Origin of the sequence: Pseudomonas reactans, assembly GCF_013387025.1 — a bacterium.
GTDB classification, from domain to species: Bacteria; Pseudomonadota; Gammaproteobacteria; order Pseudomonadales; family Pseudomonadaceae; genus Aquipseudomonas; species Aquipseudomonas reactans.
Genome location: NZ_JACAQP010000019.1, coordinates 46,201 through 64,302 on the forward strand (window position 1 = coordinate 46,201; position 18,102 = coordinate 64,302).

Here is an 18,102-nt window from a genome sequence, read left to right on the forward strand (position 1 = left end):
TAGGATGCAAGGCGTCGGAGAGTACGAACCATGCCTGATCTGGAATCCCTGCAAGTCTTTCAAGCCCTTAACCGCTCGCCCAATGCACGCCTCGAAGCCTGCGCCGAGCTCGGTGACGGCTTGTCTGCAGCCTTGTGGAGCAACCATCACGATGCCCAGGATTACCAGGCGCCCAGCCATCACACCTTGTCGTGCTACATCGGCGGCGGCACCGGCACCTTTCGGCGTGACCAGCCGGGCACCAAGGGCGGGCCCGACAAGCTGTGCATCCTGCCCGCCGAGCACCAGTCGGCGTGGGTGATCAACGGCGAAATCCGCCTGGCCCATGTGTACTTCAGCCCGGAGCAATTCGCCCTGGGCTGCGTCACCCTGCTCGACCGCGAACCGCGCACCCTGCAATTGCGCGAAAGCACCTTCCTGGAAGACGCCAGCCAGGCCCGGCGCTTTCACCAGTTGATCGCACTGAACTGGCACGAACCCGCCGAACGCCTGCTGACCAGCAGCCTGGCCCACGAAATGCTCAGCCATACCCTGCTCAGCCAGGTGGGTGCCCGCGAAGGATTACGGTTGAAAGGCGGGCTGGCGGCGCATCAGCGACGGCTGTTGGTGGAGTACATCGACCAGCACCTGGAAGACCCGATCAGCCTGGGCCAATTGGCCGGGATGTGTGCGCTGTCGGAATACCATTTCGCGCGGATGTTCCGCCAAAGCTTCGGCCTGCCGCCGCACCAATACCTGCTGGCGCGTCGCCTCACCCGCGCCCAGGCCCTGCTGCGCAGTGGCGCCCTGCCCTTGAGTGAAATTGCCTTGATGTGCGGTTTCTCCAGCGCCAGCCACTTCACCCATCGCTTCCGCCAAGCCATGGGCGCCACGCCCGGCGAGTACCGGCAGGCGTTCTGCACCTAGGTCATCAACCCCAATGTCTTGGCCTTGGCCACCGCTTGCGTGCGGCGCTCCACGCCGAGCTTGCTGTGGATACGCCGCGCGTGGGTCTTGACCGTATGCAGGGAGATAAACAGCCGGTCGGCGATTTCCAGGTTGGAGTTGCCCAGGGCGATCAACTGCAGCACCTCCAGCTCACGCTGGCTGAGCGGGCTCTCTACCGCACCCGCCACGGGCGCCTGTGGCTCCATGCCCAGCTCACTCAGTAATCCCGGCGAACGCAGCCGCAGTTCACGAATCGCTTGCTGCACTTGGCAGCGTGCCGCCAACACCAGCCCGGTTTGCAGCGAGCGGCGCGCCAGCGTGGAATCACCAATTTGCCAGGCCACTTCGCCCAGCACCAAGTGCAGCTCGGTTTCCAGGCAGAGCATGCCGCGCTGGTGAGCGGTATCCAGTAGGGCCGTGAGTCGCGCCACCGGCTGATCGGCGCACCCCAGTTTCACTTCCGCCAGCACCAGCAGGTACTCCAGGCGCGGCACCAGTTCCAGGGTGGCCGGCGGTGCCTGCCTGGCCTGGGGCCCACGAAAGTGGCGGAGCACGCGGCGAACCGCTTCCACTGTCAATTCGGCACGCCCCTGCTGCAACCAGAAATGCCCGCTGACCAGCAGCAACACCGCGCGGTACACCGTGTCGGGCACCTGACGCTGTTGCATCAGCCGCTCGGCATCGCGCAGTTGCACAAAGGCCTGGGCGTAATCGCCACGGTTGGCGGCCAGCAGAGCCAGTCCAAGAAATCCGTAAAGCACGCGTTTGTCCTGGCTGTGCAGGCACATCTTCAAGCCCGCCTCGAAACACTCGGCAGCCAGGCTGTCCTGCCCTTGCCGCAACGCCAGGTGCCCGCGCCGCAGGGCGATGCGCCCGACCAAAGGCCCGGCCTTGAGGCGCTGCTTGAGCAGCATCGCCTGCACATTTTCCAGCAGGCTTTGCGCCCGATAAGGGGCGCCACGCTGCTCCAGCAGTTGCGCGTGATCCAGCTCCAACAAGGCCTCGAGCAGCAACGAGCCGTGGGCACGGGCCAGGCACAAGGCTTCGCGACTCAGGGCTTGGGCGACATCCAGTTCACCACGCAGCAAGGCTTGCTGGGTGAGGCCCGAAAGGCACATCAACCGCGACGTCCAGGCGCTGTCGGGCAAGGCTTGCAGCGCTTCGAGGAAGTGTTCGCGAGAACGTTCGGCATCGCCACCCAGATGCAGCAACCAGCCCCACTGCGCCTGCCAGCGCGCCAGCAGGTAGCGCTGTTGCGCCGCCGTCGGTTGCGGCGCGAACCGCGCCAGTTGATGGATGCATTGCGCGGCCTGCTCGAAGCGCCCGGCGAACAGCAACGCCGCCGTCAGCAGCCCGACCAATTGCGCCGAACCGAGCATCAGCTCATCGCCCTGCTGTTCATGCAGGCGCAACAGCAGCATCGCGTTCTGCTGGCGGAACAGGTCTTCGAAACTGAAGTGCTGCAACAGGCTCACCGCCACTTCATATTCTTCGGCGAGCAAGGCGTGTTCAAACGCAGCCTGCCAGTCCTGTTCGGCGGTGAACCATTGGCAGGCCCGGCGATGCCATGAACGCTTGGCTGGCCAGGGCTCGTCACGCAGCAAATCGGCGAGGGGTGGAAAGACCTGCAGCCACTCGGTGTCTTCCCAGGGCTGGATAAACGCGCCGAGGGCCTGCAGATCGTGCAGGTACTGATCACCGTCGCCAAAGCCGAACAGGTGCTCGCACAACCCCGCGTTGAAGCGCGGCAGATGCGCCAGCACGCGCCAGGCTTCGGCCAGTTCGGGTGGCAAGGTGCTGAACAGTTCGTGTTGCAGGTAATCGAGCAAGGTCTTTTCCGGGTGGCCGTCCCCCAGCAAGGCGATGCGCGCGCCGGCACACCAACCAGCACTGAACTGCAACACGCTGTCGACGGATTGCCCCGGGGCATGAGTGAGCAAATGCTGGATCTCGCCCGGGCTGAACGCCAGGTCGGCGCCGCACTCCAGCAATTCGTCGTCGAGCAGCAACCGCGGCCAATTGCACAGCGGCCGACGCCGCGCGCCCAGCCACCAGGTCAGGGCTGGACTGCTGGCGGTCAACAGGCGATCAAGCAAAGCGTCGGTGTCCGGCGCGGGCAAGCGGCAGAAGTCATCGAGGAACACCCACGCCGGGGCCTGCCAACGGGCAAGGTCCGACAGTAGCGTGGCTTCATCGGTGAACGGCAAACCCAGGTTCTGCGCCAGGCGCTGGCAAAGATCGACGGGGCTCAGGGCAATACCATTGAGCGGCAACCAGTACACCGGGCAATCCTTGGGTGCCTGCAACGCGCACTCGGCGAACAGCGCGCTCTTGCCACTGCCACCGGGCGCGCACAGCAACTTGACCCTGACCTGCGCCGCCAGCAAGGGTTCGGCCAAGCGTGGGCGCAACAAATGATGGGCGGACAGCCGAGGCATGAATCCAGGACGGTCCAGGCAGCGTGTCATGGCGGTCATTGCTGCATCCTGCTTTTTTATTGTTATGCAACGTGGCGCCTACCCTAGTCCTGTGGTCGGCGGTTGTTGAAGAAGTATTCAGCGGGGTGATTTCCAGCCATAAAATTCAAGGTATCCACAACCCAATGTGGGAGCGGGCTTGCTCGCGAAGGCGGCGGATCAGTCTATGAATTCGGTGACTGACACTCCGCGTTCGCGAGCAAGCCCGCTCCCACATTGGACCTGCATTTTACATCAAGGATCAACGAACCCCTTCGGCCCTCAATGCGGCCGGGGTGTAGTCCGCAGCCTTGGCCGCGAAGCCAAACACAAAGCTGCGCTTCTCCTCGTTCTTCATGCCCAGCGCGATGTAGCGCCCGGCGATGATGTCGTAGAGGGTTTCCACGGTGTAGGCCGGGGTCTGGTGGTCGTAATAGAACTGCGCATGACCTTCAGCGACACGCCACAGTTGGCCGCGGCCGTCGTAGTGATCCACCAGTGCCACCTGCCAACTGTCTTCATCGATGTACATGTGGCGCTTGGCGTAGATGTGCCGCTCACTCGGCTTGACCGTGCCCACCACTTCCCACACGCGGTGCAGCTCATAGCGGGTCAGGTCCTGGTTGATGTGGCCGGCCTTGATGATGTCGTCGTACTTGAGTGTCGGCTGGTCCAGCTTGTAGCTGTTGTAGGGGATGTACATCTCTTTCTTGCCCACCAGCTTCCAGTCGTAGCGGTCCGGGGCGCCGGAGAACATGTCGAAGTTGTCCGAGGTGCGCAGGCCGTCGGAGGCAGTGCCCGGCCCGTCATACGCCACTTGCGGCGCGCGGCGTACGCGGCGTTGGCCGGCGTTGTAGATCCACGCCAGGCGCGGTTCCTTCACTTGGTCGAGGGTTTCATGCACCAGCAGCACGTTGCCCGCCAGGCGCGCCGGGGCCGTCACCGACTGCTTGAAGAAGGTCAGCACGTTGGCCGCCTTCGCTGGGTCCATGTCCGGGATCAGTTGCGGCACCGCCACTTCCTCTTCGAAGCGGATCGGCGTGTAGCTGCCGTTGGTCTGCGGTGTGGCCTGGGTGATGATGCGGCGCAAATTGCCGCCGTGGTAGCGGGTGATGTGGTTCCAAAGCACCTCCACGCCATTCTTCGGAATCGGGAACGCGTAGTAGCGGTTACCGGTGAACCCTTCCAGTCCATTGCCGTCGTTGATCGGCTTGACGTTCAGCGCACTGCGCTTGATCGACTCATAGATCTCCGGCGGCAGGTTGACCGTGCGGTGGGTTGGGTACACCGGGATCTTGTAGGTTTCGGGGTAGCGCTTGAACATCGCCACCTGGCCGTCGGAGAGTTTGTCCTTGTACTTGTCGACGGTGGCTGCGGTGATCACGAACAGCGGTTTTTCACTGGCGAACGGGTCGGCCAGGAAACCCTTGCTGTCCACCGCACCGGCGTTTTTCGGGATGCCACCGGTCCAGGCCGGGATCGAGCCGTCGGCATTGCCGGCTTTTTCGGCGCCCACCGGGGTCAGGGTGGTGCCCAGCTTGGCCGCCTCTTCCGGCGACACCGCTGCCATTACGTGGGTAGCCAACAGGCTCAGGGCCAACACTGCAATTGTCTTACGCATGGATGCTTGTCCTTCTTTAAGCCAGATCAGAAGTTGACGCCGAAGCTGAGCGCGAGGAAGTCGCGGTCGGTCAGGGTGTTGTAGTCGCCGCCGAAAAAGTCGGTGTAACTGAGGCTGGCGGTGTAGGTGTTGCGATAGTCCGCATCCACGCCGACGCTGATCGCCTTGGCGCCTTTGTTGAACAGGCCATTGGGGCCGTAGCCGGCCACATCATGGGACCAGGACAGGTTGGGCTTGAGGTTGATCCCGGCGATCACGTTGTTGTAGTCCAGGATTGCCCGGGCGCGGTAACCCCATGCGGTGGAGGTGACAAAACCGTCGGTGTCACCCTGAAACCCGTAGGCGCCGTACACCGAGTCGCGGCCGTAACGCAGTTTGGATTTATCTTCCAGGCCTGCAACGTGCACGATGGCCGCTTCACCGACGACCGTGAGGCGTTCAGCGCCCAGCACCTGGTCGAAAAATTGGGTCATGGTGCTCTGGATCTGGGTGATTTCCTTGCGGCGGTAGCCTTTGTTGTCGGAGCCGAAGTTGCTGCGAATAGGTGAGGCCGTTTGGCCGGCGATCGGGTTGACCAGGGCCAGGGTCAGGTCGGTGGTGTTGAGTTGTACCGGGGCATTGGGCCGGTAGCTGATTTCTCCGGTCCACGCCGTGCCGGTGGGCAAGGTGGTGGAGAAGCTGGCGCCGAACAGGCGGATATCTTCAGGGTAATCGAGGTAGTACTGGCCGCGACCGAGCATGGTGCTCTGGGCCAGGGCAGAACCAAAACCGGCAGGCGCGGCAGCGGCGATGCCCCCGATAGTCGCGAGATTGGTGTTGGCCGTGATCGTGCCCACCGTCGGCGTGCGGCTGTGGTAATTCATGAAATACAGACCGTACTCGGTGTCATCGCCCAGCCAACGCAAAGCGGCACCGAACTGGCCGGAATCCCGCGCATCACGGTCGCCTGCACGCTGCACCACCACGCCTTCGCGAGTCACCATGAAGCCTTGGCCACGTGCCGCTGCAATCGGCTGCAAGGGCGCAATCGCCGGGTTGCCCACTGTGTAGTTATTGGTGCAACCGTCCGCCGCCACATCGCCACCAAAGAAAGTGCCGCAGTTATCCAGCACCGTCTGGTCCCATTCCAACTGGTAGAAACCTTCGACAGTCAGTTGGTTGGTCAGGCTTTGTGAAGCAAACAGCATATTGACCGGAATCAACCCTTCCTTGATCTCGGCGCCCGGACGACGGAAGGCGGAAACGTCAATCGGGTTGATACTGTTGATGGAGTTGCCGATGAAGGTACTTTCCCCCCAACTGACCACCTGCTTACCGGCGCGCACGGTGCCCGGCAGGTCACCCAGCGAATAGTTGTGGTAGACGAAGGCATCGAGGATCTGCGCACCGCTGGATTTGGCGCCTTCCTTGCGGTTGTGGTCGCTGATCTGTTTGAACTCGCGGTCTTCGTCCTTCAGCTCGAAGTCGTACCAGTACTTGCCGCGCACGAACACGCCTGTGTCGCCGTACTTCAATTCCAAGTCGTGCAGGCCCTTGAAAATCTTGGAGAAGGTCTCGCCCTTCTTGAAGTTCAAGCGACCGTCATCACCGGTAGACGCCTGGCCGGTGCCGCCATTGACGGTGCCCACCAGTTTTTTATCGGCGTCGCGCATGCCCCAGCTCGCGCCCACCGACAGCGAGGAATCGAATTGCCCTTCGATCTCGCCAATGTTGAACGAAACAGCCTGTGCCTGGGCACAGCACCCCAACGCAACCGCAGCGGCCAGCGCCTGTGGCCTGAAGATGGCGCGCATTGTTGTTATTGTCATGCGTCTTCCCCGGTGAGTGACAGAAGGCCCCACCCTACTGCCGCCCATCAGGAGCGATAAGCGCACCAAGGAGGGATTCGTGTTGTCGCTCGAAAGGATGACAAGGCGCTCTGGCCTGGGCTTCGGGCACAGGCATGCATTGGGTGGATGGTGGGTTATCAGGGGAATGTATGGAGGACTGCGCAACTGTTGCTGATTGCGCAACAGTCCTTGTCACGAATCGGCATTACTCATTTTGTTACAAGCGGCTATTCTTACCGGGCTTTCAGGGCAAACGGCCCGCTTCCACTACCGGAAGAAAAGCCAGATTCAAATGGATTGATGCCTGTTTTCAGTCTGTTACCGGTGTTCACTGACGTTGATTTGTCGCTCCTTGATCCAACGTCTTACTTCGGCCGCTGCCTATGCAGCGGCCTTTTTTATGCCTGGAATAAAACGGGGCGCCCTCAGCGCCCCGTAGTATTCAAGCTTTTTCAAGCAACGATCACAGGCTGAATTTCTGCAAATTGGCCATCATCTCCTTCAACGCCTCGATGTTGTCCTTGGGGTGAGCCGCTCCTTCGAAGTCGCAAATCTGCTGCCAATGCGCCGCCACGTCATCCGGCGAGAAGCCGGATTCCGGATCAAAACCCACGCCCAAGCTGCGCTCCCAGCGGGTCTTGCCGATCCAGCCACCGCCCACTTCAAACAGCCCCGAGGTTTCCTGGCATGCTTCGCTGCCCAGGTACACCACCAATGGGCTGACCAACTCCGGCTTGAGGCGCTCGAACACCTGCGGCGGGATCAGGCCCTCAGTCATGCGCGTGCCGCCTGTTGGCGCGATGGCATTGACCAGGATGTTGTTCTTGCGGCCTTCCAGCGCCAAGGTCCGCGTCAGCCCGTACAGACCCAGCTTGGCCATGCCGTAGTTGGACTGGCCGAAGTTACCGTAGATGCCCGAGGTCGACGCGGTGAAGATCACCCGGCCGTAACCCTGCTCGCGCAGATGGGGCCAGGCGGCGCGGGTCACTTTGTAGGCGCCTTCGACATGCACCCGGTAAACCAGGTCCCAGTCGCTGTCGTCCATTTTGTGGAAGGTCTTGTCGCGCAGGATGCCGGCGTTGTTGACCACCACGTCGATACGGCCAAAGGCGTCGAGGGCGTTCTGCACGATCTTGTCACCGTCGGTGACGGAGTCATGGTTGGCTTCGGCGATGCCACCGGCTTCGCGGATCTGCGCCACCACACGGTCGGCAGCCGAAGCATTGGCGCCTTCGCCCTGGGTGGAACCGCCCAGATCGTTGACCAGCACCTTGGCGCCATGTTTGGCGAACAGCAGCGCATGCGCCCGGCCCAACCCGCCGCCGGCACCGGTGACGATCACGACCTTATCCTGGAACTGCACTGACTGACTCATACCGAACTCCAAAGGCGACAATGGGAATGGGTCGAGTGTCAGGCACGGGAGCTTTGGTCACAATAAAGCCGGCCAGGGCTGAATGGTGTTCGATAAGGCTGGGGGATAATCCTGTGGGAGCTGGCTTGTCGGATCGCCGCACCACTGCGATGCGAGCGCCTCGGTCCTTCAGTTAAACCGCAGTGATGCTATCGCAGGCAAGCCAGCTCCCACATCGGTTGCCCAATCCGATCACGAAACGCCAGGTAGTGCTTGAGCACCTGAACCGGCGCCTCGATCTGCGGGTAGTGGCCGATATTGGCCAACAGTACCGTGTCGGCGTGGGGCACCAACTCGCGGTAACGCTCCACCATATGAGCGCCCGAAATCGGGTCGATCTCGCCATCGATCACCCGCAGTGGTACTTCATCCTGCTGCATCGCTGCCACCCAACGCTCACGCATACGCCGGCGCTGAGGGATGTAGGCAATGAGTTTGTGCAGGATGCGCGTGCCGTCATGGCAGTCGATCAGGCTCCAAAAATCATCCAGAGCGCTTTCGCTGGGGCGGGTGTTGGGGCCGAAGATCTGGCTGAAACTGTTCGCCAAGGCATTGCGCCCAAAGGCACGACCGATCATCCAGCCCAGCGGGCTGAGCAAGAGTTTTTGCACCAGCGCCGGGCGATGGGTTTCGGGAAACAACCCGCCGTTGAGAAACACGCAGCTGGCCATCTGAAAGCGCCCTTCGTAGTGCCGGGCCAGCAGTTCCTGGGCGACGCTGTCACCGTAATCGTGGGCCAGCACATGCACCGGCTGCTCCACGCGCAGGTGCTCCAGCAGGGCTTGTTGCAAATCCGCCTGCTCCAACAGGCAGTAACCGTGGTCGAGTGGCTTGGCCGAGTCACCAAAACCGAGCATGTCGCAGGCAATCACCAGGTTGCGCTGGGCCAGGGGCTGCCACAAGTAGTGCCAGTCCCAACTGGCGGTGGGAAAGCCATGGATCAGCAGCAACGGTTCGCCCTGCCCCGCCACCCAATAACGGATGGTGCGGCCGTGGAAGTCGAACGTCTGGCTGCGTTTGCGCCAGGCTCTCAGCGGGATCTCGGCGAGTGGCATCAGCTTCTATACCCAGGGTCTTGAGTGTCCAGCTTACGCAGCAACGCCGGCCAGGCCAGCGCGCCCCCCATACCTTGTGCGCTCTTTGTGACAGCCGCCACCATCGCCTTGGCGCCAGCGAGAATCTGCGGGCCGATGTTGATCAATTCAGCACCACCGTTTTGCGCCAGCACCTGGATGTCGCAGGCGCGCTGAAACGTGAACATCATCAGGAAGGTATCGGCAATGGTGCTGCCGCAGGTCAGCAGGCCATGGTTGTGCAGCATCAGGAAGTTGTTGTCGCCCAGATCGGCCTGCAGGCGGGCCTTCTCTTCGTGATTCAGCGCCACACCTTCGTAGGCGTGATAGGCCAGGCTCGACAGCACGAATATCGATTGCTGGCTGATCGGCAACACGCCTTGCTTCTGCGCCGCCACCGCAACACCGGCAGTGGTGTGGGTGTGCAGCACGCAGGTTACGTCGTGGCGCACTTCGTGGATGGCGCTGTGGATGGTGTAGCCCGCCGGGTTGATCTCGTAGGGGCTGTCCATCAGCTTGTTGCCGGCCTGGTCGACCTTGACCAGGCTCGACGCGGTGATCTCGTGGAACATCAGCCCATAGGGGTTGATCAGGAAGTCATCAGTGCCCGGCACCTTGGCCGAGATATGGGTGAAGATCAGGTCATCCCAACCATGCATCGCCACCAGGCGGTAGCAGGCAGCCAGGTCGACACGGGTCTGCCATTCGGCAGCGCTGACCTGATCTTTGACATTCTGTGACGATAGAACGGGGGCTAGGCTCACGGCAACGACCTCCTTGGCGCATTTTCTTGTTGTTTTTTTGAGTGATGGGCCAGTCTAGTCAGACGTCGTGGCCGCCGTAGTTGCCTTGGCAGCCAGCTTGATGACCGTACGAGTCAGCGTTGAGAATAGTTGAAATCCGTACACGCGACGTCAGAGAAGTGCCGCCAATAAAGGCGCGGCGAACAGGTTGAGCAGGCCCGTCAACACCATCACCAAGCCCGCGACCGAACCCTCTTCACCGCCCACTTCGTGTGCTCGGCTCACGCCCGCGCCGTGAGCGCCCACGCCGAACAGCGCGCCGCGCGCCAAGGGTGTGCGCAATGGCAACCACTTGAGCAGCACACCGCCGAGCATGGCGCCGAACACACCGGTGAACATCACGAACACGGCCGTCAGTTCCGGCACGCCACCCAGGTCGGACGACACGGGCATGGCGAACGGTGTGGTGATGGAGCGCGGCACCAGGGACATCGTCACCGAGGTATCCAACGCCAGCGCTTTGGCCAAGCCGAATGAGGTGGCGATGGACGCCAAGCTGCCGGCGATCATGCCCAGCAACAAGGCCGACCAGTAACGCGCCAGCAACGTGCGTTGCTGCCAGATCGGCACTGCGAAAGCCACGGTCACCGGGCCCAGCACCAGCATCAACCAGTGGGTGTCGGCGGAGTATTCGGCGTAGGCGGTGTTCATCGGCACCGCCACGGCCAGCAAGAGTACCGGCACCAAGATCAGCGGCGACAACAGGTAACGCCCGGTGCGACGGTAGATCCAGCGGCTGAAAATGTACGCACCCAAGGTCAAGGCGAGCCAGAACACCGGCATCAGCTCAAGCTTCATGGCGCAGCCTCCGGCGGCACACCAGTTCGACGGTGAACGCGGTCACCAGCATCACCGCCAAGGTGCTGAGGCCAATCACCAGCAGGATGCGCCAGCCGTCATTGCGCAACAGGACGCCGTAGTCCAGCAGGCTCATCAGCGCGGGAATGAAGAACAACAACATTTCAGCCATCAATACACCGGCGCCCAATTGCAGGGCCGCCGGTTTGACCAGGCCGCTGGCGAAGGTTGCCAACAGCAGGCCCAGGCCCACCACACCGCCGGGGATCGGCCACGCGAGCCACACGGCCAGTTGGCAACCGAGCAGGTAAATGGCCAACAACACGACCAATTCAACTATCAGACGGGTGAAACGTTTCATGGGTTTTGGTTCCTCGCAGGCCGTCATTTTAGAGACGCGCCCCCCATCCCCACAGCGAATTGTTAGACTGCCGACTATTCCAAACAGGAATCCTGATCATGGAATTCAAACAGCTGCGTAGCTTTGTCGAAGTGATCCACCGAGGCGGTTTTACCCAAGCGGGGAAAACCCTGCACATCAGTCAATCCGCCGTCAGTAAACAGGTGGCGCAACTGGAACAAAGCCTGGGCACACCGCTGTTGGAGCGCACCGGCTCACACATCCGCCTGACCGCCGCTGGAGAAGTGGTGCTGCTACGGGCTGAAGCCATGCTGCGCTTGCAGACGGAATTGCTGAGTGAACTGGATGATATGCAGCAACTGGCCCGCGGCGAGTTGCGCCTGGGCCTGCCGTTGTTGGCGGGGGATACGTTGTTTGCGGGACTGTTTGCCGAGTACCGCAGGCGCTACCCGATGGTCACCATCCAACTGCTGGAAGGCGGCAGCCGCACGATCGAACAGGCGATTCTCAATGGTGAACTGGACGTGGGTGGCTGCCTGAATTCCAGTGATCCGGCCTTCGCCCGGCAAGCCTTCTGCGATGAGCCGCTCGACGCCCTGCTGCCGATGGATCACCCGCTGGCGCAGAACGCCCAGGTGCGCCTGGAGGAACTGGCGGACACGCCGTTCCTGATGTACCAACGCAGCTTTGTGCTCAATGATCGGTTGATCCAGGCCTGCCAGCAGGTGGGTTTTACCCCGAGAGAAATCGGCCGCAGCGGTCAGGCTGACTTCCTCGCCGCACTGGTCGCAGCGGGCCAGGGCGTGGTGCTGCTGCCCAGCGTGGTCGCCCGTGGGTTGGTGCGACCGGGCGTGGTGCGCCTGACGCTCAAGGCGCCCGACGACCTGCGCTGGGACATCGCGTTTACCTGGCGTGCGGGCGCATACCTGTCGAAGGCGGCCCAGGCCTGGCTGGCGTTGCTGCGGGAATTTCCGGTCAGTCGCGCAGTGCAGTGACCAGTTCAGCTAACCACGGCTCGGCGTCGGCTTCCGGGGTGACGCTTTCGCTGGCGTCCAGGCGCAGCATCGGCAGCACTTCGCGCAGGCCGAGCTCACCAAACAGCTCACGCATTTGCTCGCCGCCGCCGCAGAAGGTGTCGCCATAGCTGGCGTCACCCAGGCCGATCACCGCACCGGGCAAGCCACGCCAGGCGGCGGGCAGTTGATCGCGAATCATCGAATACAGGGGTTGCAGGTTGTCGGGCAACTCGCCCATGCCGGTGGTGGACGTCACCGCCAGGAAAGCTTGCGGCGCAAAAGCTTGCACATCCGCCAGCGTGGCGCGGGGGTTGTGCCAGGCCTCGAAGCCGGCGGCCTTGAGGATATCGGCAGCGTGGCGGGCGACTTCTTCAGCGGTGCCGTAGACCGAGCCGGAAAGGATGGCGACTTTCATCAATCTGATCCTGTAGTTGAGTGAAAGCCTGGGATATTAACAGCTGGGGCAATTATTTCGGCGCAACCCGTGCAACATTCACCGCTTGCCATAAACTGCAAACTCCAAAATACAAGCCATGGACCGCTCAATGATTAACGCCAAGCTGATGCAACTGGTCGTCAACGCTTCCAACGACGGCATCGTCGTCGCCGAGCGCGAAGGCAAGGACAAGCCGCTGATCTACGTCAACCCGGCATTCGAACGCCTGACCGGCTACACCCTGGATGAAATCCTCTATCAGGATTGTCGTTTCCTGCAATCGGGCGACCGTGACCAGCCTGCGCTGATGGCGATTCGGGAAGCGATGGAAAGTGGCGGGGCCTGTCGGGAAATCCTGCGCAACTACCGCAAGGACGGCAGCCACTTCTGGAATGAGCTGTCGCTGTCGTCGGTGTACAACGAGGCGGACAAACAGACGTATTTTGTCGGTGTACAAAAGGACGTCACCCTGCAAGTCAAAGCCCAGCAGCGCGTCGCCCAACTGGAGACCGAACTGGCGCAGGTCAAGGCTGAACTGGCGGCGCTCAAAGCGACGAGCGGATCTAACAAAATTTAGAAAATGCGATCATTAGGGGGGATAATGGCATTTTAATACCCCCTAATGAGCACGAGCGATGCAGCGTGACGCGCTTCTGACCCAGGATGAACTGGACTTCATTCAGAATATGCAACACAACCCGCAGCTGAACCTGCGGGATGCATCGTCGAGCCTGACCGTTAACGGCGGTGCGCAGATTCGCGACTTGCTGACCCGACTGGCCGCTCATGACCACGTCACCATCCAGGCACAATTCGACAACCAGCAACTGACCTTTCCGCTGCACTTGGTGGAAGATGAGTTTCATGCGGTTCACTTGCGTCTGGGCGTACCGAGTATTTTCGAAGACGGGCCGATGATCCGGCCGTGGCGCCTCGCACTGGAGTCCCCGGTGGCGCTGGAAAATGTCAGGGGTAACCCTGGCGCGCTGTGGGTGCACGAGGTTTCATTCAAGGGCGTACTGCTGGAGATTCGCGGCCGGATCAAGCCGCCCAAGACCTTTTCCCTCTGGTTCAGCCCTTCCGGTTACGAGCGCATTGCGTTGCGCGGAAGCCTGGAACGGGAAACCGCCCGGGGCTTGTTCGCCTACCGCCTGAACCAGAGTGACGCGGATGAAATCGAACGCCTGCGCCAATTCATTCTGCATCAGCACCGCCTGGTGCACCCGCAGGTGCACGCCTGATATCAGGTGTCCAGGTTGCCGCTGAGAAATTGCTGCAAGCGACGTTGCATCAGGTGCCCCTCACTGCCCAGGCAACCGATGGAAGAACCCGCCAACGCATTCTGCGCCAGGTCCGATGCGGCACCGGCAAGGAGCAGCGGGCAATCCAGGGTCAACGCCAGGCGATTGAGACGTTCAGGCAGCTCATGGTTATGGGCGTGGTTGGAGAAAATAATCAGTGCCTGGGGACGCATCTTTTCACAGACCAGCGTCAGCTCATCAAGTGGCTGGCCCATACCCAGCACCTTCACCGCCAAGTCATCCCGGCTGATCAACAGCGCCGCTACCAGCAATTCCAGCTTACGGCACTCGCCAGGCATGGCCGTCAGTAACACACGAGGTGCAGGCGACAGGGTCGAGGTTTGCAGGCGCAGAAACGTGTGTATACGCAGGAAAGAGTCAAAAAACAGCCATTCGCTGGCTTGGCCGAATTGCCCCTGATGACGCAGAAGCTCACTCCAGAGCGGCATCATAATCTCTTCGAACGCCACCCCGAGGGGATAGGTCGCGAAAATCTGACCATACAGGCTCTCCAGTTGGCGGTCGTCAAAGGCACTGACGGCGTCCAACAGGCGAGCCCGCCATTGTGGCAGTTCGCCCTCCTCGACCGTGTCTCGCTCAGCACGGATCGCTTTGGCCTGCTGATCGTCACGCGCAAGAATCTTGCCCACCTTGCTCACCGCCACGCCTCTCTCGATCCATTCGAGGATGCGGTTGACGGTCTCAATATCGGCCTTGGAGTAGAGTCGATGCCCGCTTTCGGTGCGTACGGGCTGGATCAGGCCATAACGTCGCTCCCAGGCACGCAGGGTGACCGGATTGATACCTGTCATTCTCGACACTTCACGAATCGGAAACAGCGCATCTGAATCGGACGACGCTAGATGCAAATTGCTATCACTGCAGGCAGTCATTACGGGCATTGGAGACCAACAGACCAACGAGTTTTGGATCCACATTTAACGCCTTTAGACCTGTCTTATTCAAGGCCTGTGCTTATTCAGACCAACACCTCTGGCGTATTTCTGAAAAACCGGAATAATCCTTGCCTGTTTTTTCTACGTCGCTGCAGCACCCCGCAGCCTCGTCTGTGCGCGGCCTACCCGGCCCAGCGCACTCGCTTATTTGGAGATACACAATGTCTACCTCTCCCGTCACCCTGATGGTCGCACGCCGCGTGGCCAAGGGTCGCTACGAAGAACTGATGGCCTGGCTGCGCGAGGGCGAGCAATTGGCAACGGATTTTCCCGGCTACCTGGGCTCAGGCGTCCTTGCTCCGCCGCCCAACGATGATGAATTCCAGATTATTTTCCGCTTCGCCGATGAAAATACCCTGCATGCCTGGGAGTTTTCAGCGTCCCGCAGTGCCTGGTTGAGCCGTGGCAGCGAACTGTTTGCCAACCCGTCCGAGCACCGCGTACGCGGTATCGATGGCTGGTTCGGCGCGGTCGGCGCGCGCCCTCCGCGCTGGAAGCAGGCGGTGGCGATCTGGCTGGCATTTTTCCCGGTGTCGCTGCTGTTCAACTTTGTCCTGGGCCCCTTGCTCAACAGGCTCGACCTGGCGCCGCGCGTACTGGTCAGCACCATGGCCCTTACGCCGCTGATGGTGTATTGGTTCATCCCGCTGTCGACCCATCTGTTGGCCAATTGGCTGCATCCTGTTCCGACCCCACGCAAGGCCAGCGAAGCCGCTGCTTGAGTACAGGGGCGCCCGGTCGCTGGTATAGTTTCAATCTGCCAGCGACTCGAGCCTCCCATGACTGCAACGAACGCCCCGATCCTGATCACCGGCGCCGGCCAGCGGGTCGGCCTGCATTGCGCCCAGCGCCTGCTGGACGACGGCCATCCGGTGATTTTCAGCTACCGCAGCGAACGGCCCGGCGTACAGGCCCTGCGCGAACGCGGAGCGATCGGGGTGTTTGCCGATTTCTCCAGCGAGGCCGGCATCCTGGCGTTTATCGCTGAACTGAACACCCATACCCAACGCCTGCGCGCGATCATCCACAACGCCTCGGCCTGGATCGCCGAAACGCCCGACGAAGAAAGTCGCGCCTTTACCGACATGTTCAGCGTGCACATGCTTGCGCCGTACTTGATCAACCTGCATTGTTCACCTTTGCTGCAACGCTCTTCTCCCGCCGACATCGTGCACATCAGCGATGACGTGGTGCGCAAGGGCAGCCGCCAGCACATTGCCTATTGCGCCACCAAGGCCGGCCTCGACAGCCTCACGTTGTCGTTTGCCGCGCAGTTCGCGCCGTCGATCAAGGTCAACGGCATCGCCCCGGCAATGGTGATGTTCAACGAAGGCGACAACGCAGCCTACCGCGCCAAGGTATTGGCCAAGTCTGCACTGGGCATCGAACCCGGCCCCGAGGTGATCTACCAGAGCGTGCGCTATTTGCTGGATAACCCCTATGTCACCGGAACCACCCTGACCGTCAACGGCGGGCGGCATATCAAGTAAGCCGTTTGTGAGGATGTTGTATGACCCTGCCCCATCACTACCGCGAGATCCTCAAAGGCCTGGGCGAAGACCCGGAGCGCGAAGGCTTGCTCGACACCCCCAAGCGCGCCGCCAAGGCCATGCAGTACCTGTGTCACGGCTATGAGCAGAGCTTGGACGAGATCGTCAACGGTGCGCTGTTCACCTCCGACAATGACGAGATGGTGATCCTCAAGGACATCGAGTTGTACTCGCTGTGCGAGCACCACCTGCTGCCTTTCATCGGCAAGGCCCATGTGGCCTATATCCCCACCGGCAAGGTGCTGGGCCTGTCGAAACTGGCGCGCATCGTCGACATGTTCGCCCGGCGCCTGCAGATCCAGGAAAACCTCACCCGGCAGATCGCCGACGCGATCCAGGACGTGACCCAGGCTGCCGGCGTGGCCGTGGTGATCGAGGCCCAGCACATGTGCATGATGATGCGCGGCGTGGAAAAACAGAATTCAACCATGAACACCTCGGTGATGCTCGGCGCGTTCCGCGAGTCGAACACCACGCGCATGGAGTTCCTGCAACTGATCGGACGGAGCAAGTAGCAATGCCACAACTTCAACCAGGCATGGCGCGCATCCGGGTCAAGGACCTGTGCCTGCGCACCTATATCGGCATCAACGAGGACGAAATCCTCAACAAGCAGGATGTGCTGATCAACCTGACCATCCTGTATGCCGCCCAGGAAGCCGTGCGCGACAACGACATTGATCATGCGCTGAACTACCGCACCATCACCAAGGCGATCATCGCCCACGTCGAAGGCAACCGTTTTGCCTTGCTGGAGCGCCTGACCCAGGAGCTGCTGGACCTGGTGATGAGCAATGAATCGGTGCTGTACGCCGAAGTCGAAGTGGACAAGCCCCATGCCTTGCGTTTTGCCGAGTCGGTTTCGATTACCCTGGCGGCCAGCCGTTAACCCCTGAATTGTCAGTGAGCCCTATGAACGACCAACAACGCCTCGAACTTGAAGCCGCCGCCTTCCGCCGGCTGGTGGCGCACCTGGACAGCCGCAAGGATGTGCAGAACATCGACCTGATGAACCTCTCGGGCTTCTGCCGCAACTGCTTGTCCAAGTGGTACAAGGCCGAGGCCGACGAGCGCCAGATCGAGCTGAGCCTCGATGACGCCCGTGAAGTGGTGTACGGCATGCCGTACGCCGAGTGGAAAGCCCAATACCAGAAAGAAGCCAGCGCCGACCAACAGGCGGCGTTCGCCAAAGGAAAAACCCATGACTGATTTGAACACTCTGCGCGCCAGCCTCAACAGTGGCGAACATGTTTTTGCCGATACCCTGGCGTTTGTCGCTGCTGGTTACGACTATCAGCCGCAAGCCTTTACCAACGGCGACGTGGAAAACGCTGCCGGGCAGAACGAAGGATCGTGCAAGACCCTGGGCCTGGCGCTACTGGAGGGTCTGAGCGATCAGGAAGCACTGCTGGCGTTTGGTGAGCATTACCGCTCGGTAGTGGCGACGCCTGAGGGCAGTGACCACGGCAACATCCGTGCGCTGATTGCCCATGGGCTGGCTGGTGTGACGTTCACTGCACAGCCGCTGACCCGCCGCTGATTCAATCTGGAAACCCGGCCA

At 61.3% G+C, this 18,102-nt stretch carries 20 protein-coding genes; 10 read left to right on the forward strand and 10 right to left on the reverse strand.

Annotation, left to right across the window (positions count from 1 at the left end):
- Positions 1–30 precede the first annotated feature (30 nt).
- Positions 31–906, forward strand: a complete 876-nt coding sequence (locus HX793_RS20070) for a helix-turn-helix domain-containing protein (protein ID WP_177096879.1) — start codon at positions 31–33, stop codon at positions 904–906.
- Here HX793_RS20070 and HX793_RS20075 read toward each other — a convergent pair.
- The 8 genes from HX793_RS20075 to HX793_RS20110 form a co-directional block, all read right to left on the reverse strand.
- Positions 903–3,404, reverse strand: coding sequence for a LuxR C-terminal-related transcriptional regulator (locus tag HX793_RS20075; protein ID WP_177059921.1), 2,502 nt, complete (start codon positions 3,402–3,404; stop codon positions 903–905). The genes HX793_RS20070 and HX793_RS20075 overlap by 4 nt on opposite strands.
- A gap of 241 nt (positions 3,405–3,645) precedes the next feature.
- The gene (locus tag HX793_RS20080; RefSeq protein ID WP_095013493.1) at positions 3,646–5,004 is read right to left on the reverse strand and encodes a DUF1329 domain-containing protein; all 1,359 of its coding nucleotides are present in this window, start codon (positions 5,002–5,004) and stop codon (positions 3,646–3,648) included.
- Between the two features lie 26 nt (positions 5,005–5,030).
- A complete protein-coding gene (locus HX793_RS20085) occupies positions 5,031–6,812 on the reverse strand; it encodes a DUF1302 domain-containing protein (RefSeq protein WP_177052275.1) in 1,782 nt (593 codons plus the stop codon).
- A 484-nt stretch (positions 6,813–7,296) separates the two neighbouring features.
- Entirely contained in the window at positions 7,297–8,208 is a 912-nt protein-coding gene (locus HX793_RS20090) for an SDR family oxidoreductase (protein ID WP_016976167.1), read from the reverse strand.
- Positions 8,209–8,396: 188 nt separating this feature from the next.
- Positions 8,397–9,302: an alpha/beta fold hydrolase gene (locus HX793_RS20095; protein WP_177052276.1), complete on the reverse strand. Its 906-nt coding sequence runs from the start codon at positions 9,300–9,302 to the stop codon at positions 8,397–8,399.
- Positions 9,302–10,084, reverse strand: coding sequence for a class II aldolase/adducin family protein (locus HX793_RS20100; protein WP_177052277.1), 783 nt, complete (start codon positions 10,082–10,084; stop codon positions 9,302–9,304). Before HX793_RS20100 ends, HX793_RS20095 begins: the two co-directional genes overlap by 1 nt.
- 150 nt (positions 10,085–10,234) lie before the next feature.
- Positions 10,235–10,921 (reverse strand): LrgB family protein, encoded by a 687-nt coding sequence (locus HX793_RS20105; RefSeq protein ID WP_177052278.1) that lies wholly within the window; start codon positions 10,919–10,921, stop codon positions 10,235–10,237.
- Positions 10,911–11,282, reverse strand: a complete 372-nt coding sequence (locus HX793_RS20110; protein ID WP_177052279.1) for a CidA/LrgA family protein — start codon at positions 11,280–11,282, stop codon at positions 10,911–10,913. The genes HX793_RS20105 and HX793_RS20110 overlap by 11 nt, the downstream gene beginning before the upstream one ends.
- Before the next feature lie 98 nt (positions 11,283–11,380).
- Between HX793_RS20110 and HX793_RS20115 the strand changes: the two genes are divergently transcribed.
- Complete coding sequence (locus HX793_RS20115) at positions 11,381–12,277, forward strand: LysR family transcriptional regulator (RefSeq protein WP_177052280.1); 897 nt, start codon at positions 11,381–11,383, stop codon at positions 12,275–12,277.
- On the opposite strand, the gene HX793_RS20120 is transcribed toward HX793_RS20115, so the two are convergent.
- Entirely contained in the window at positions 12,258–12,713 is a 456-nt protein-coding gene (locus tag HX793_RS20120; protein WP_177052281.1) for a flavodoxin, read from the reverse strand. The genes HX793_RS20115 and HX793_RS20120 overlap by 20 nt on opposite strands.
- 130 nt (positions 12,714–12,843) lie before the next feature.
- Here HX793_RS20120 and HX793_RS20125 point away from each other — a divergent pair, with 130 nt between their 5' ends.
- Both HX793_RS20125 and HX793_RS20130 read left to right on the forward strand, forming a co-directional pair.
- Complete coding sequence (locus HX793_RS20125) at positions 12,844–13,311, forward strand: PAS domain-containing protein (protein ID WP_177052282.1); 468 nt, start codon at positions 12,844–12,846, stop codon at positions 13,309–13,311.
- A gap of 58 nt (positions 13,312–13,369) precedes the next feature.
- Positions 13,370–13,975 carry a hypothetical protein gene (locus HX793_RS20130; protein ID WP_016976174.1) on the forward strand — a complete coding sequence of 202 codons (606 nt, stop codon included), beginning with the start codon at positions 13,370–13,372 and terminating at the stop codon, positions 13,973–13,975.
- Positions 13,976–13,977: 2 nt separating this feature from the next.
- Here the strand turns inward: HX793_RS20130 and HX793_RS20135 are convergent, their stop codons facing one another.
- Complete coding sequence (locus HX793_RS20135; protein WP_438810856.1) at positions 13,978–14,937, reverse strand: MerR family transcriptional regulator; 960 nt, start codon at positions 14,935–14,937, stop codon at positions 13,978–13,980.
- Between the two features lie 215 nt (positions 14,938–15,152).
- Here HX793_RS20135 and HX793_RS20140 point away from each other — a divergent pair, with 215 nt between their 5' ends.
- From HX793_RS20140 to HX793_RS20165, 6 genes are read left to right on the forward strand one after another with little or no spacing between them, the layout of a single operon-like run.
- Positions 15,153–15,713 carry an antibiotic biosynthesis monooxygenase gene (locus HX793_RS20140; protein WP_177096877.1) on the forward strand — a complete coding sequence of 187 codons (561 nt, stop codon included), beginning with the start codon at positions 15,153–15,155 and terminating at the stop codon, positions 15,711–15,713.
- Between the two features lie 57 nt (positions 15,714–15,770).
- Positions 15,771–16,481 (forward strand): dihydromonapterin reductase, encoded by a 711-nt coding sequence (gene folM, locus HX793_RS20145; protein WP_177052284.1) that lies wholly within the window; start codon positions 15,771–15,773, stop codon positions 16,479–16,481.
- Between the two features lie 20 nt (positions 16,482–16,501).
- Positions 16,502–17,056 (forward strand): GTP cyclohydrolase I FolE, encoded by a 555-nt coding sequence (gene folE, locus HX793_RS20150; RefSeq protein WP_016976178.1) that lies wholly within the window; start codon positions 16,502–16,504, stop codon positions 17,054–17,056.
- A gap of 2 nt (positions 17,057–17,058) precedes the next feature.
- Positions 17,059–17,430 carry a dihydroneopterin triphosphate 2'-epimerase gene (gene folX / locus HX793_RS20155; protein WP_003176029.1) on the forward strand — a complete coding sequence of 124 codons (372 nt, stop codon included), beginning with the start codon at positions 17,059–17,061 and terminating at the stop codon, positions 17,428–17,430.
- Positions 17,431–17,453: 23 nt separating this feature from the next.
- Complete coding sequence (locus HX793_RS20160; RefSeq protein WP_010206472.1) at positions 17,454–17,750, forward strand: DUF1244 domain-containing protein; 297 nt, start codon at positions 17,454–17,456, stop codon at positions 17,748–17,750.
- Complete coding sequence (locus HX793_RS20165; protein WP_177052285.1) at positions 17,743–18,081, forward strand: HopJ type III effector protein; 339 nt, start codon at positions 17,743–17,745, stop codon at positions 18,079–18,081. The genes HX793_RS20160 and HX793_RS20165 overlap by 8 nt, the downstream gene beginning before the upstream one ends.
- Positions 18,082–18,102 lie beyond the last annotated feature (21 nt).